Origin of the sequence: Inquilinus ginsengisoli (assembly GCF_031453975.1) — a bacterium.
Lineage (GTDB): Bacteria > Pseudomonadota > Alphaproteobacteria > DSM-16000 > Inquilinaceae > Inquilinus > Inquilinus ginsengisoli_A.
Genome location: NZ_JAVDPW010000007.1, coordinates 430,046 through 443,412 on the forward strand (window position 1 = coordinate 430,046; position 13,367 = coordinate 443,412).

15 protein-coding genes are annotated in these 13,367 nt (G+C 71.2%); 10 read left to right on the forward strand and 5 right to left on the reverse strand.

Annotation, left to right across the window (positions count from 1 at the left end):
* Positions 1 to 35 precede the first annotated feature (35 nt).
* Both E9232_RS21630 and E9232_RS21635 read left to right on the forward strand, forming a co-directional pair.
* Positions 36 to 440 carry a hypothetical protein gene (locus E9232_RS21630; protein WP_309797358.1) on the forward strand — a complete coding sequence of 135 codons (405 nt, stop codon included), beginning with the start codon at positions 36 to 38 and terminating at the stop codon, positions 438 to 440.
* 272 nt (positions 441 to 712) lie between these two features.
* Positions 713 to 907, forward strand: a complete 195-nt coding sequence (locus E9232_RS21635) for a hypothetical protein (protein ID WP_309797359.1) — start codon at positions 713 to 715, stop codon at positions 905 to 907.
* Between the two features lie 157 nt (positions 908 to 1,064).
* On the opposite strand, the gene E9232_RS21640 is transcribed toward E9232_RS21635, so the two are convergent.
* Entirely contained in the window at positions 1,065 to 1,829 is a 765-nt protein-coding gene (locus E9232_RS21640; RefSeq protein ID WP_309797361.1) for a class I SAM-dependent methyltransferase, read from the reverse strand.
* A 168-nt stretch (positions 1,830 to 1,997) separates the two neighbouring features.
* Between E9232_RS21640 and E9232_RS21645 the strand changes: the two genes are divergently transcribed.
* A complete protein-coding gene (locus tag E9232_RS21645; RefSeq protein WP_309797363.1) occupies positions 1,998 to 2,699 on the forward strand; it encodes a TOPRIM nucleotidyl transferase/hydrolase domain-containing protein in 702 nt (233 codons plus the stop codon).
* Here E9232_RS21645 and E9232_RS21650 read toward each other — a convergent pair.
* Positions 2,690 to 3,613 (reverse strand): LysR family transcriptional regulator, encoded by a 924-nt coding sequence (locus tag E9232_RS21650; RefSeq protein ID WP_309797365.1) that lies wholly within the window; start codon positions 3,611 to 3,613, stop codon positions 2,690 to 2,692. The two genes, E9232_RS21645 and E9232_RS21650, sit on opposite strands and share 10 nt — an antisense overlap.
* Positions 3,614 to 3,746: 133 nt before the next feature.
* Between E9232_RS21650 and E9232_RS21655 the strand changes: the two genes are divergently transcribed.
* Entirely contained in the window at positions 3,747 to 4,463 is a 717-nt protein-coding gene (locus E9232_RS21655; RefSeq protein WP_309797366.1) for an SDR family oxidoreductase, read from the forward strand.
* A gap of 64 nt (positions 4,464 to 4,527) precedes the next feature.
* Here the strand turns inward: E9232_RS21655 and E9232_RS21660 are convergent, their stop codons facing one another.
* Entirely contained in the window at positions 4,528 to 5,934 is a 1,407-nt protein-coding gene (locus tag E9232_RS21660) for an adenylate/guanylate cyclase domain-containing protein (protein WP_309797368.1), read from the reverse strand.
* Positions 5,935 to 6,276: 342 nt separating this feature from the next.
* Between E9232_RS21660 and E9232_RS21665 the strand changes: the two genes are divergently transcribed.
* The 4 genes from E9232_RS21665 (at position 6,277) to E9232_RS21680 (ending at position 9,145) form a co-directional block, all read left to right on the forward strand.
* Positions 6,277 to 6,954, forward strand: coding sequence for a hypothetical protein (locus E9232_RS21665; RefSeq protein ID WP_309797370.1), 678 nt, complete (start codon positions 6,277 to 6,279; stop codon positions 6,952 to 6,954).
* A gap of 320 nt (positions 6,955 to 7,274) precedes the next feature.
* Positions 7,275 to 8,135, forward strand: coding sequence for an AraC family transcriptional regulator (locus E9232_RS21670; RefSeq protein WP_309797372.1), 861 nt, complete (start codon positions 7,275 to 7,277; stop codon positions 8,133 to 8,135).
* 15 nt (positions 8,136 to 8,150) lie between these two features.
* Positions 8,151 to 8,849: an AzlC family ABC transporter permease gene (locus tag E9232_RS21675; protein WP_309797374.1), complete on the forward strand. Its 699-nt coding sequence runs from the start codon at positions 8,151 to 8,153 to the stop codon at positions 8,847 to 8,849.
* Positions 8,846 to 9,145 carry a branched-chain amino acid transport AzlD family protein gene (locus tag E9232_RS21680; protein WP_309797376.1) on the forward strand — a complete coding sequence of 100 codons (300 nt, stop codon included), beginning with the start codon at positions 8,846 to 8,848 and terminating at the stop codon, positions 9,143 to 9,145. The genes E9232_RS21675 and E9232_RS21680 overlap by 4 nt, the downstream gene beginning before the upstream one ends.
* Before the next feature lie 8 nt (positions 9,146 to 9,153).
* On the opposite strand, the gene E9232_RS21685 is transcribed toward E9232_RS21680, so the two are convergent.
* On the reverse strand, positions 9,154 to 10,263 hold the full coding sequence (locus E9232_RS21685) for a lactonase family protein (RefSeq protein ID WP_309797377.1): 1,110 nt from the start codon (positions 10,261 to 10,263) through the stop codon (positions 9,154 to 9,156).
* A 9-nt stretch (positions 10,264 to 10,272) separates the two neighbouring features.
* On the reverse strand, positions 10,273 to 11,382 hold the full coding sequence (locus E9232_RS21690; RefSeq protein ID WP_309797380.1) for a mandelate racemase/muconate lactonizing enzyme family protein: 1,110 nt from the start codon (positions 11,380 to 11,382) through the stop codon (positions 10,273 to 10,275).
* A 96-nt stretch (positions 11,383 to 11,478) separates the two neighbouring features.
* On the opposite strand from E9232_RS21690, the gene E9232_RS21695 reads away from it, so the two are divergent.
* Together E9232_RS21695 and leuC are read left to right on the forward strand one after the other, a co-directional pair.
* Positions 11,479 to 11,808 carry an L-rhamnose mutarotase gene (locus E9232_RS21695; protein ID WP_309797382.1) on the forward strand — a complete coding sequence of 110 codons (330 nt, stop codon included), beginning with the start codon at positions 11,479 to 11,481 and terminating at the stop codon, positions 11,806 to 11,808.
* 130 nt (positions 11,809 to 11,938) lie between these two features.
* Entirely contained in the window at positions 11,939 to 13,366 is a 1,428-nt protein-coding gene (leuC, locus tag E9232_RS21700) for a 3-isopropylmalate dehydratase large subunit (protein WP_309797385.1), read from the forward strand.
* Position 13,367: the final 1 nt, after the last annotated feature.

Sequence of the window (13,367 nt, forward strand, 5' to 3'; positions counted from 1 at the left end):
CCGGCGTGCCGCGTTCAGCAGAGATGGTGTTCACCATGTTGAAGGTGCTCCACGTCAACCCCCGCCGCGCCGCGGTCTTCGCGGCCCTCGGCGCCGCGCTGGCCCTTCCGATGATGATGTCGACCCCGGCCGAGGCCTGGTGGCGCGGCGGCGGATGGGGCGGTGGCTGGCATGGCGGCGGCTGGTGCTGCCATTCCGGCGTCAGCATCGGCATCGGCCTGCCGCTGGTGGCTCCGCCGGTCTATTACGCCCCGCCCCCGGTCTACTACGCGCCGCCGCCGGTCTATGCCCCGCCGCCCGTGGTCTATCAGCAGGCGCCAGTCTACGGGCAGGCGCCGGTCTACGCCCAGCCGCGGGTGGTCTATCAGCAGGCACCGCAGCGGATCTGGGTGCCGGGCTACTGGCGCGGCGGTGGCTGGGTCGAGGGCCATTGGCGCTGACGCGCCGGCCCCTGGTCCTGCCCTCCTGACGTGACGGCCTGAGCCTGCCTCGCCCTGCTTCCGCGGGGCGAGGTCGGGTGCCGTCGGCTCCAGGACCTGCGGCCGACGGCACCCGACCTTCCGAATTTCCGCAAAAATCTGCTTTCGCGGCCCTCGTCTGTGGCGCAGGTCACACCCTCGGGCTGCCGGAACCGTCATATCTGGTGGTGCGCGTCGGCCGAGGACATCCGGGACCGGGGCGCAGCATTGCAGATTGATGTGCGGAGAGTGAGATGAGCCTCATCGGAATGACCGGCGTCGAGCCGGACGATTCGGTGGTGCAGAGATGCCGCCGAGTGGCGTCGGAGACGCGGTCCCCCACCGTGTCATGGTCGGAGGTCGCGGCCGCCTGGGTGATGGCTGCGGTCGGCCTGGCCGGACTGGCGGCGGTTTGCCTCGTGGTGACGGCCGTCGCCCAGCTGTGGTGACGGCCGCCCGTTCCCCCATGTGAGCACCCTTTAGCGTCCACCGCCGCGGCAGGCCCCGGAGCCCGATGCCGCAGAATTCCCAAATCCATCCAAGCCCTTGTCCGGCCACGCCCAGGTTAGGCGGTGGCCGACTGCCTCGGCGGGCCGGCGGGCTTGGCTATGCCTCCAGCGTCGCGGCGAAGCGCAGCCGGACGTAGTCGGCGGTCCAGCGGCCGGACTGGTCGCGCAGGCTGGGCGCCAGCAGCGCCGCGACCTCGTCCAGCACCGCGACCCGCGCCGGCCCGTCGAGGCCTTCGAGGAACGGGCTGGCGAAGGTGTCCAGCCAGCCGCGCATGCCGGTCGGCAGCGGCGTCGGGCGCGGCACCAGGCCGATGGTCTCGACGGTGAAGCCCTGCGCCTCCAGCTTCGCGGCGTATTCGGCCGGGGTCGGGAAGAACCACGGGACGCGCGCGGCGCCGTCGATGCCGCGGGCGCTCAAGGCCGCGATCAGCGCGGTGGCGATGGCCGCGACATTGCCGTGGCCGCCGAATTCGCCGACGAAGCGGCCGCCCGGCTTCAGCGCCCGTTTGACCCCTGCGATGACCGCGTCGGCGTCGCGCATCCAGTGCAGCGCGGCGTTGGTGAAGACGGCGTCGAACTCGGCGTCGAAGGCCAGGGCCTGGCCGTCGGCGATGCGGGCGTCGAGGCCCAGCGCCCGGGCCGCGGCCACCAGCTCGGCCGAGGCATCGGCGCCGACCACGGTGGCGCCGGCGGCGACCAGCTTGGCCGTCAGGGCGCCGTCGCCGCAGCCGAGGTCGAGGATGCGCTCGCCCGCCTGCGGCGCCAGCAGGTCGAGCACCGGCTGGCCCAGATCGGCGACGAAGCGCGCGTTGCGGGCATAGCCCTCGGCGCTCCACGACTGCACTTCCTTGATCCCGCTCATGGCAGTTCCCCCTGTTTTGCGGCCCGCATCATCGCGCCCGGCGCGGCCGGACACCAATGCCGCGCCGGTGTATCGGACCGGACGGCGCAATCGGCCCCCGATCCGTAGCCAGGCGGCCCACGGGATGTGTACGATCGCCGCGCCTGTCGCAGAGCATGGGTGGCTGCTTTGGCCGATGATGCCGCGGAGACCGGGCCAACACGAACGCGGCGCCGCCGACGCCAGGAGGTTTCCGTTCCCGGATATGCTAGCGGGGCGGATGCACCGCTGCGGGCGACCGCCGATGCGCTGGAGCGTGCCCGGAACGCCCGCTCCGTCGTGCTGGTCGAGGGCATCAGCGACCAGATCGCGGTCGAGACCCTGGCCGGCCTCCAGGCCAGGGACCTGGCGAAGGAGGGCGTGGCGGTGGTGCCGATCGGCGGCGCGCAATCGGTGGCGAAGTTCCTGGCCCGTTTCGGGCCTGCCGGCGTCGGGCTGCGCGTCAGCGGCCTGTGCGATGCCGCCGAAGCCCGGCACTTCTGTCGCGCCCTGGCGCGGTCCGGCCATACACAGCCCGAGACGCGCAGCGACCTCGAGCGCGAGGGCTTCTTCGTCTGCGACCGCGACCTGGAGGACGAGTTGATCCGCGCCGTCGGGCCCGACGCCATCGAGGCGATCCTGGCGGAAGAGCGGGACCTCACGGCGTTTCGCACGCTGCAGAAGCAGGCGGCCTGGCGGGACGCCGGCTTCGTCGACCAGTTCCGCCGGTTCCTGGGTGCGGGCGCACGCCGGAAGCTGCGCAATGCCGGCCTCTTCGTCGGCGCGCTGGACCTCGACCGCCAGCCCCGGCCGCTGCGGGATGTCCTGAGCCGGGCCTGGCTCTACGGATAGGCCTCCCTGCCCACCGCCATGATGGTGTCGCACAGCCAGCGATGCGCGGGGTCGGCATCCAGGCGGGGATGCCAGATGGCGGAAATGGCGAATTCGGGCGTCCGGACCGGTAGCTCGAAGCTCTGGAGCCCCAGAATGGCGGCGTGATCGGCCGCCAGGGCATTCCCCAGGCACGACCGCGGCACCAGCGCGACCAGGTCCGAGCGGCTGGCGATCCGCATCGCATCGGGATGTCCCGGGACCACGAGGCGCACCGTCCGCTTCAGGCCCAGGGCCTCCAGGGCATGGTCGACCGGTTCGATGAAGTCTCCCTCGCGCGACGCCACGACATGGCTGCAGGCGGCATAGCGCTCCGGCGTCACGCCCCCGGGCCCCAGCAGCGGATGCCCGGTCCGGGCGACCCCGACGGACCTGTCCCGGAACAGCAGCTGGGTCCGCACCTCCGGCGCCGCGGTTCCGAGCACCCCGATCTCCAGATCGATCCGCCCGTCCCGCAGCGGCTGGGCATCCTTGTCGGGCTTCGGCGCGAAGCGGAGGCGGACATGCGGCGCGGCCCGGGTGATCGCCGCCATCAGCGGGGCGGACAGCAGCTCCACGAACCCCTCGCCGGCGCGGATGGTGAAGGTGCGATGCAGGGCCGCCAGGTCCAGCCGGCTGGCCGGCGGCCGCAGCACCGCCTGGACGTCCCGGGTCAGCGCGGGAACCCGCCCGCCCAGCTTTTCGGCATAGGGCGTGGGGACCAGGCTGCGGCCGGCCTGCACCAGCAGCGGATCGCCGGTGGCATGGCGCAGCCGTGCCAGCGCCCGGCTCATGGCGGAAGGGCTCAGGCCCAGCCGGCGGGCCGCCCCGGTCACGCTGCGCTCGGTGAGCAGCGCGTCCAGCGCAATCAGCAGGTTCAGATCCACGCTTTGCATGGCCCAGGATAGGCCGCGGGCGCATGCAGGCATAGCGCCACATGCAATCGTTCATTGAATCTTGTGCGTCTGGTGCAAGCCCGCGCGGTCCGCCACATCAGCGGCAGACCCCACCAGCGAAAGCATCGACCCCATGCCCCTCTCTGAACCCCATCAGCCCCGCCGCACCCTTCTGCTCATCGGCGCGTCCCGCGGCCTCGGCCACGCCATGGCGGCTGAATTCCTGAAACACGGATGGAACGTCATTGGCACGGTGCGCGGGGAAAGCCGCACCCTGCTGCACGACCTGGCGGACGAGCACCGCGGCCGGGTCGAGATCGAGACCCTGGATATCTGCGACCCCGATCAGCTCGCGGCGCTGCACCACCGCCTGTCGGGGCGGGTGTTCGACATGCTGTTCGTCAATGCCGGGACCGCCAACCGGGACCCGAACCAGACCATCGGCGAGGTCTCGACCGACGAGTTCGTGCACCTCATGGTCACCAATGCCCTGAGCCCGATGCGGGTGATCGAACGCCTGGAGCCCTGCGTCGCGGCGACCGGCCTGATCGGGGTGATGTCGTCCGGGCAGGGCAGCATCGCCAACAACGAATCCGGCCAGCGGGAGCTGTATCGCGGCACCAAGGCGGCGCTGAACATGTTCATGCGCAGCTTCGCGGCCCGCCAGGCCGGGACGGCGCGCGCCATGGTGGTGATGGCGCCGGGCTGGGTCCGCACCGCCCTGGGCGGCCCGGATGCAAAGCTCTCGATCGAAGAGAGCATTCCCAGCCTGGTCAACGTCCTGCTCGCGAAGCAGGAGACGCCCGGGCTGCAGTATCTCGACTATCTCGGCCGCACCGTCCCGTGGTGAGCTGCCTCTAGGGATAACGCCCGCGCTCTCGCACCATTCGGCGGAAGCGACGGCCCTTTGGACGCTAAGGAATCTCGTAGAGCGTCAGCTCGTCCGCGATGCCGCGCAGCGTGTGGCGTTGTGCGACCGGCTCGATGCCGCTGGTCTGCAGCAGTTTTGCGGTGGCGGAATCGGTCACGACCGACTCCGTCGCGAAGATGGCGCGCGAATTCACCAGGGTCTGCACGCGGGCGGCGATGTTGACGGTCTGGCCGAAATAATCCTGCCGCTCGTTGAGCGAGACCGCGAGGCACGGCCCTTCGTGGATGCCGATCTTGAGCACCAGGTCTTCGTTCGCGTGCGCGTCGTTGAGGCGGCCCATGGCGTCGCGCATGCGCAGCGCGGCGGCCACGGCGCGGTCGGGTGTCGGGAAGGTGGCCATCACGGCATCGCCGATGGTCTTGACCACGGCGCCGGCCTCGGCCGCGACGATCTCGTGCAGCACGCGGAAATGGGCGCGCACCAGGTCGAACGCGGCCAGGTCGCCGACGCGCTCGTACAGCGCCGTCGACCCTTTGAGATCGGTGAACAGGAACGTCATGCTGGTGATCTTGAGCCGCTGGTCGATATCCAGCGTGTCGGTCCGGTAGATGTCGCGGAACGTCTGGTTGGTGAGCAGGCGCTTGGCCGTCAGGAACGGCTTGCGCCGGCCGAGGAGCTCGTGCATGGCGTGCCCGGCGATCCACACCCCTGCCAGCACCCGGCGATGGGTGCGGTTCTCGACCGAGAGGCGCAGCGGGCCGGGCCGCAGCGGGATGGTTTCGTTCGGCCGATGCACCGGATCGATGATGAAGGACAGCGTCTGGCGATCGCGCGTCGGCTCGCCCTTCACGTCGAGGAACTGGGTCGCGTGGCTCACGGGGTCGAAGACGATGAGGAACTCCGCCGGCAGCTGCAGCGACAGCAGCGCCTTCTCGCCGGCCGGCAGCTCGACGAAGTCGAGCGTGATGTCTTCGACCAGCTGCTCGAAATTCGGCGGCAGATCGATGCCGGATCCCCAGAACATCTGGCGGCAATACTCCACCGGCGGCAGCGTGTCGGGGTCGTGGGCGCCGATCCGGCGCACCCGCGGGCTCACGGTGAAGGCCACCTCCACCATCTCGTCGAGCGTGGCCTCGTAGCCTGCGGCGCAGAGGGCGCAGTTGTACTCGTCCCGGTCCAGCGTCTTCAGCGTGGCGCCGGCGTCGAGAACGCCGCCGCAGCCGGGGCAGAGCACGTTCCACGACAGCTCGAACAGCCCGAGGCGGGCGGCGTGCAGGAACGCCGCGATGGCGCGTTCGACGTCGATCCCGGTCTCGGCCGCGAAGTCGAGAACATTGACCCGACACAGCGCGCGGTCCGGCCCGTCCCGCACCAGCCGCTCCACCGCCGCCGCGGCCTCGCCGTCGGCAGACTGCCGCAGGGCCGCGAACAGGGCCTGGACGTCGCTCATGGCGCGATTTTACGCCAAAATCGAAGGAAATGCCAAAGGTGTCGGTGGGGCGCTGGTGAGGGGCCGACAACGCGGTCCGCGCCTCTCCGGCCGGCCCGAATGGTTCCGCCAAACCGGCACGGCCCCTAAGAGTGCACTGTCACCGCAATTCGTCACCGCTGTCTCATTTATGGGGTGCAGTCCAGAGCTATTCCATAGAGATAATTTTCGCACGAAAGGAGCCGGTGGCCGGCAGTTTCCCCCGTTTCGGCACCCCTGCGCCGGCGGGGACGGCAGGCGGGGAACCGCGTATCCGTGAGATGGGACTAGCTTAACTTCTATTTTTTGTTCATGATATGTTCCATGAATGAGGCGCCGCCCGACATCGCTCCCGCCGAGACCCCTCCGGTCGATCCCGACCGGGAGTGGACGGTGTGGGCGCTGGGCACGCTGCGCGAGCTGGTCGACATCGACATGCGCACCGCCCGCCGGCTCGAGGGCCAGCACATCGTGGCCGGGAACCGGTTCGAGCCGCCGGTGATCGACTTCGCCTTGTCGCAGGCGCGGATCGCCCGTGCCGTGCGCCTGACCATCGCCATGACCGAGCGCATCCGCGAGGCCTACCGGGCCCGCAAGGACGCGGCGGAGAAAGCCGCTGTCGAGGTGGCGGAACGCCGGCAGCGGCGGCGGGCGCAGGTCGCCCGCGCCGTGGCCGCGGCGCTGGGGCCCGAGCGGCCGGATGGCGCCACCAAGGTCGCCGCGAGCCCGAGCGTCACACCGCGCGAGAGCCTGACCGAGACCGAGCCGCTGGACGTCGAACTCGACACCCTGCCGATCGATGAGATCGTTCGGCGCATCTGCCGCCGCCTCGGCCGCGAGCCGCACCGGCTGCCGCAGGGCTGGGACGACGTCGTCGCAGAGGACGAGGCGGCCGAGCCGCTCGACGAACCGCTGACCGACCCCGCCCCCGAGGCGGCCGAACCGTCCGCCGACGCGGAGGAGGCCGGCCGCCCGGCCCGCAAGCCGCCGGACAGCAGTTGAGCCGACGGGATGGTGACCACCTCTCCGAGCCCTGTCAGGACTGCGTGTGTCGCCTCTCCCGCTTGCTTTCCATCCGCCGGTGCCACCCCCTCACCCGAAATCGCCAGGCGATTTCGACCTCTCCCCAAGGAGAGGTGAATGGGCCGGCTCTTCCTTTCCCTCTCCTTGGGGAGAGGGAGGGGCCCGGCCCGCTTGGGCCGGGAGGGTGGGGGGCGCCGCCCGTGCCGGCCCTCGCCGTGCGGGAGAGGCGACGCGCCCGGCCACGCCGCCATGCCGATTTTCTACAAGACGCCTCCGGGCCGGGCCTTATGATCGGGGCGATGGACACGGTGACCCAGGAACAGGCGGTGGAGGGCGAGCCGCTCGCGCAGAACGAGCGGGCGCGGTTCTTCACGGCTGCGGATTTCGACGGGCTGGACTGCCTGGAAGCGACCTTCCGCACCCATCGCTACGCCCTGCACACCCACGAGACCTATGTCGTCGGCGGCATCTTCGCCGGCTGCGAGACCTGGTTCGCCCGCGGCGCCCAGCATTATGGCGGCCCCGGCGACCTGACCCTGGTCAACCCCGAGGACGTGCATGACGGGGCGCCGCATGGCGGCGGCTACCGCTACCGCATGACCTACCCCTCGGTGGCGCTGATGCGCCGCCTGGCGTCGGAGATCGCCGGCCGGCCGGTGACCGAGACCCCGTTCTTCCCCGAGCCGGTGGTGCACGACCCGGACACGCTGGCCCTGTTCGCCGCCGCCTTCGCCGCCATGACCGATGGCGGCGACCCGATGGCGGCGGAGGAGCTGTTGCTGCGCGCCTATGGCCGCTGCCTGGTCCGCCACGCCGCGCTGCAGCCGGAGACGCCGCCGGGGTCGGACCGCATCGCCCGGGTGACGCGGCTGATGCGCGACCGCCACGCCGACGACCTGTCGCTCGACGACCTCGCGGCCGAGGCCGGGGTGTCGCGCCACCACCTGATCCGCGCCTTCCGGCGCGAGATGCAGATGACGCCCCACGCCTATCTCCTCAGCCTGCGGGTCCAGGCCGCCCGCCGCCGGCTGCAGGCGGGCGAGACGCTGGCCGAAGTCGCCGCCGCCACCGGCTTCTGCGACCAGGCCCATCTGACCCACGCCTTCAAGGCCCGGCTCGGCGTCGCCCCCGGCGCCTACCGGTCCGGCCTCCGCCTCTAACCGCACGGCTCCCGCATGACCCGATCTCCCTGGCGCGATGCCGCGGACGGCATCCGCGACATCCTTCCACCCGCCATCGCCGCGATCCCGATCGGCCTGCTGTGCGGCGCGCTCGGCGCCGCCAAGGGCCTGTCCCCGGCCGAGATGGCGCTGATGTGCGCGCTGGTCTTCGCCGGCGGGGCGCAGTTCGCCGCCATCGACCTGTGGTCCTGGCCGGTGCCGGTGGCGACGCTGGTGGTCTCGACCCTGCTGGTGAACTCCCGCCACATCCTGATGAGCCTGTCGCTGGCCCGCCGCACCGGCGGCTTCACCTGGGCGCAGCGGCTGCTGGGCTATGCCGTGCTGGCCGACGAGAACTGGGCGATGGCGGAGCGGCGGGCCGCTTCGGGCGCCATGACTCCGGTCTACTTCCTGGCGATGGGCGGCTTCTTCTGGCTGAACTGGGTGGTGTGGGGGACGCTGGGCGCCGCCGTCGGCGCCATCATCGGCGACCCCAGCCGGATCGGCGCCGACTTCGCCTTCACCGCCCTGTTCATCGGCCTGGTCGCCGGCTTCTGGCGCAGCCACCGCAGCACCGCCACCATCGGCGCCAGCCTGGTGGTGGCCGCCCTGGTCTACCGCTTCGCCGGGCCGCCCTGGCATGTCGCGGCCGGCGCCCTGGCCGGCATCGGCGCGGCGTGGCTGACCGCCGCGCCGGAGGAGGTGACGGCATGAGCGTGGACCTCACGACCCTCGCCGCCATCCTCGGCATGGCGGTGGTGACGTACCTGACCCGGATCTCCGGCCTGTTCCTGGTTGGCCGGCTGCGGCTGGAGGGCCGGCTGAAGGCCGCGTTCGACGCCGCGCCGCCGGCGGTGCTGACCGCGGTGATCGCGCCGATGGTGCTGGCCACCGGCTGGCCGGAGACCCTGGCGGCGCTGGTCACCGCGGTGGCCGCCACCCGGCTGCCGCTGCTTGCCACCATCCTGGTCGGCGTGGTCGCCGTGGTGGCGCTGCGCGCGGTGATGTAGGCGTGCGGCTACCCGATCCGCGCGAACTTCACGCACATCGGCGTGCCGATGGCGATGTCGCGGCCGGCCGGGGTCAGCGCGCCCGTGGCCGGGTCGATGGCGAAGACCGAGATCACGTCGCTGTCCTGGTTGCAGACCATGAGGAAGCGGCCGGACGGGTCGATCGTCATGTCGCGCGGCGTCTTCCCGCCGCAGGGAGTGTGGCCCAGCGGGGTCAGACGGCCGCTGTCGGCGTCGAGGCCGAACACCGCGACGCTGTCATGGCCGCGGTTGGCGCCGTAGACGAAGCGGCCGTTGGGGTGGATCTGGATGCCGGAGCAATGGCTGCCGCGGACGCCTTCGGGCACCGCCGAGACGATGCCGATGGTCTCGAACCGGCCGCTCGCCGGGTCGTAGCGCAGCGACGCCACGGTCGAATCGAGCTCGCAGATCAGCACCGCCAGCCGGCCGTTGCCGTGGAAGGCGAAATGGCGCGGGCCGCTGCCGGCGGGCAGGGGGCTGCGCACCACGCCCGCCGCATCCAGCCGCCCGTCCGCGTCGAAGGGATAGGCGAACAGCGCGTCGAGGCCGAGATCGGCGACCACGACGAAGCGGTTGTCCGGCGCCGCGAACACGCAATGCGGGTGCGGCCGCTCCTGCCGGTCGGGGTTCGGGCCGGTGCCTTCGTGCAGCACGCTGGAGACCGCGGGCCCCAGCCGGCCGTCGGCGCCGACCGGCAGCACCGCGATGGCCTGGTTCGAGCCCTCGTCCATCGGCCCCAGGCTGTAATTCGCCACCAGCAGGAACCGCCCGGTGGCGTCGAAGCTGCTGTGGGCGGTGATGCTGCCCACGCTCGACTGCAGGTTCAGCGCCCGCAGCCGCGGCGCCGCCGCATCGATGGCATAGGCGGTGACGGTGCCCTCGGGCCAGCCGGAGACCTCGCTGTTGGCGTAGAGGAAGCGGCCGTCGGCGCTGATCGAGAGGTAGCTCGGATTGTCGATGCCGGTGACCTCGCACAGCGGCGTCGCCGTCGCGTCGGCCTCGTCGAAGGCGAAGAGGCTCAGGCCCCTTCCATGCGCGTCGGCGAAATAGGGCGCGGAGCGGTTGAGGCCGCCGACGACCATGATGGTTCTGCTCATGTCGGGTCCTTACGCCTTGATCTCGAAGCGGGAGCCGGCGACGGTCTGCTGGTCGATCGCCGCCAGGTCCCATTTGATGCCCAGGCCCGGCTCGGTGCTGGGCACGGCATAGCCGTCGCGGATGGTCATGCCCTCGGTGGTCAGGCTGTCCAGCTGCGGGATGTACTCGACCCAGCGGGCGTTCGGCACCGCGGCGCACAGCGCGACATGGATCTCCATCAGGAAATGCGGGCAGACCGCCACGTTGAAGCACTCGGCGAGGTGCGCCACCTTCAGCCACGGCGTGATGCCGCCGATGCGGCCGACATCGACCTGGACGATCGAGCAGGCGCCGCGCTGCAGGTAGTCGCGGAAATGCAGGTGGCTGTACAGGCTCTCGCCCACCGCGATCGGCAGGTTGGTGGCGTTGGACAGCCGGACATGGCCCTCGACGTCGTCGGCCGGCAGCGGCTCCTCCAGCCAGCCGATGTCGAGCGGCTCGTAGTGGCGGGCGCGGCGGATCGCGTCGTCGACCGAGAAGGCCTGGTTGGCGTCGGTGAAGATCTCGAAGCCGGGGCCGACCGCCTCGCGCACCGCGGCGATGCGGGCGACATCCTCATGGATCGGCCGGCCGACCTTCAGCTTGGCGCCGCCGAAGCCCGCCGCCTTCTGGCGCAGCGCGTCCTCGACCAGCGCCGCCGGCTCCAGGTGCAGCCAGCCGCCCTCGGTGGTGTACAGGCGGATCTTCTCCTGCGCCCCGCCGGCCATGACATGCAGCGGCAGCCCGGCCTTGCGGCAGCGCAGGTCCCACAGCGCGGTGTCGATCGCCGCCAGGGCGATGGCGGTGATGGCGCCGACGGTGGTGGCGTGGGTCAGGAACAGCAGGTCGCGCCAGACCTGCTCGACCATGCCGGCCTCGCGGCCGATCAGGGCGGGGCCCAGCGTCTTCTCGATCAGCTTCATCACCGACGGGCCGCCGGTGCCGATGGTGTAGCTGTAGCCCATGCCGACCGCGCCATCGGCATCGGTGATGCGGATGATCGGGGTTTCCTGGCTGACGAAGGACTGGATCGCGTCGACCCGCTTCACCTTGGGCACGAGGTCGAGCATCAGGGCTTCGACGCGGACGATTCTGGCCATGGCGGTGCCTCGGTGTCGGGTGCCCCGGGGTTCCCGCGGCGCGTGACATTCCTTATATTTGTAAGACGTATGCGCAGGCAATCACGGGGTGCGGACATGCAGCGTATGGGGATGTGCCTGCGGCTGAAGCCGGACAAGGTCGCCGAATACAAGCGTCTGCACGCCGCGGTGTGGCCCGCGGTGCTGGCGCGGATCAGCGCCTCGAACATCCGCAACTACTCGATCTACCTGAAGCAGCCGGAGAACCTGCTGTTCGGCTGCTGGGAGTATCACGGCACCGATTTCGCCGCCGACATGGCGGCGATGGCGGCCGATCCGGCGACGCAGGAATGGTGGGCGGTCTGCATCCCCTGCCAGGAGCCGTTCGAGACCCGCGCCGAGGGCGAGTGGTGGGCGATGATGGAGGAGGTGTTCCACCTGGACTGAGCGGCGTGCCGGCCAGGCGGTCGCGGATCCAGGCCAGCTTTGCCGGATCGATTGATGCAAACACGGCATCACTGCTGCCGCTGCTGGGGTGCATGCTGGCGGGCGAGACACGAAGACCCGGAGAACCGCCGTGCCGGCCCCAGCGCGAACGCTCTACGACAAGCTGGTCGACAGCCACACCGTCCGCCGCCTCGACCCGGACGGCGGGCAGGTGCTGCTGTACATCGACCGCACAGTGCTGAACGAATACACCAGCCCCCAGGCCTTCACCGGGCTGCGCGAGGCCGGTCGGCCGCTGTGGCGCCCCGCCGCGGCGCTGGGCACCGTCGACCATGTCAACCCGACCGCGGCGCGGCGCACCGCGGCGATGCCCGATGCCGGGGCGGCGCAGCAGGCCTCCTACTTCGCCGAGAACTGCCGCGACTTCGGCATCGAGCTGTTCGACGTGCTGCACCCGCTGCAGGGCATCGAGCATGTGGTGATGCCGGAGCTCGGCCTGGTGCTGCCGGGCATGGTGATCGCGGCGGGCGACAGCCACACCACCACCTATGGCGCCTTCGGTGCCTTGGGCTTCGGCATCGGCACCTCCGACATCGAACACTACCTGGCCACCCAGACGCTGGTGTACCGCCGCCTGAAATCGATGCGCGTCACCGTCGACGGGCCGCTGGGACCGGGCGTCCGCGCCAAGGATGTGGTGATGGCGCTGATCCGGCGGATCGGGGCGTCCGGCGCCACCGGCTTCGCCATCGAATTCGCCGGCAGCACCATCGCCGGCCTCGGCGTCGAGGGGCGCATGACCCTGTGCAACATGGCGGTCGAATGCGGTGCCCGCGGTGCCCTGGCGGCGCCGGACGAGCGGGTGTTCGACTATCTCCACGGCCGGCCCCGCGCGCCGCAGGGCGCCTTGTGGGACCAGGCCGTCGCCGCCTGGCGCGGGCTTAACAGCGACCCCGACGCCCGCTTCGATCGCGAGGTGGCGTTGGACGCCGCCGGGATCGAGCCGATGGTCACCTGGGGCACCAGCCCGGATCAGGCGGCGCCGATCGGCGCCCGCATCCCGGATCCGGCGGCCGAGCCCGACCCCGACCGGCGCCGGGATATGGAGCGGGCGCTGGCCTATATGGGCCTGGCGCCCGGTATGAAGCTCAGCGAGATCGCGATCGAGCGGGCCTTCATCGGCTCCTGCACCAACGCCCGGATCGAGGATCTGCGCGACGCTGCATCCGTGGTCCGCGGTCGCCACGTCGCCGCGGGCGTGCGGGCGATGGTGGTGCCGGGGTCCAGCGCGGTGAAGCGGCAGGCCGAGGCCGAAGGCCTGGACCGGGTGTTCACCGAGGCCGGCTTCGAATGGCGGCAATCCGGCTGCTCGATGTGCCTGGCGATGAACGACGACGTGCTCGGCAGCGGCGAGCGCTGCGCCTCCAGCACCAACCGCAACTTCGAGGGGCGGCAAGGGGCGGGCGGCCGCACCCATCTGATGAGCCCGGCCATGGTCGCCGCCGCCGCCATCAATGGCCGGCTGGCCGATCCCCGGCAAGCCGGCGATGGAGCCTGAC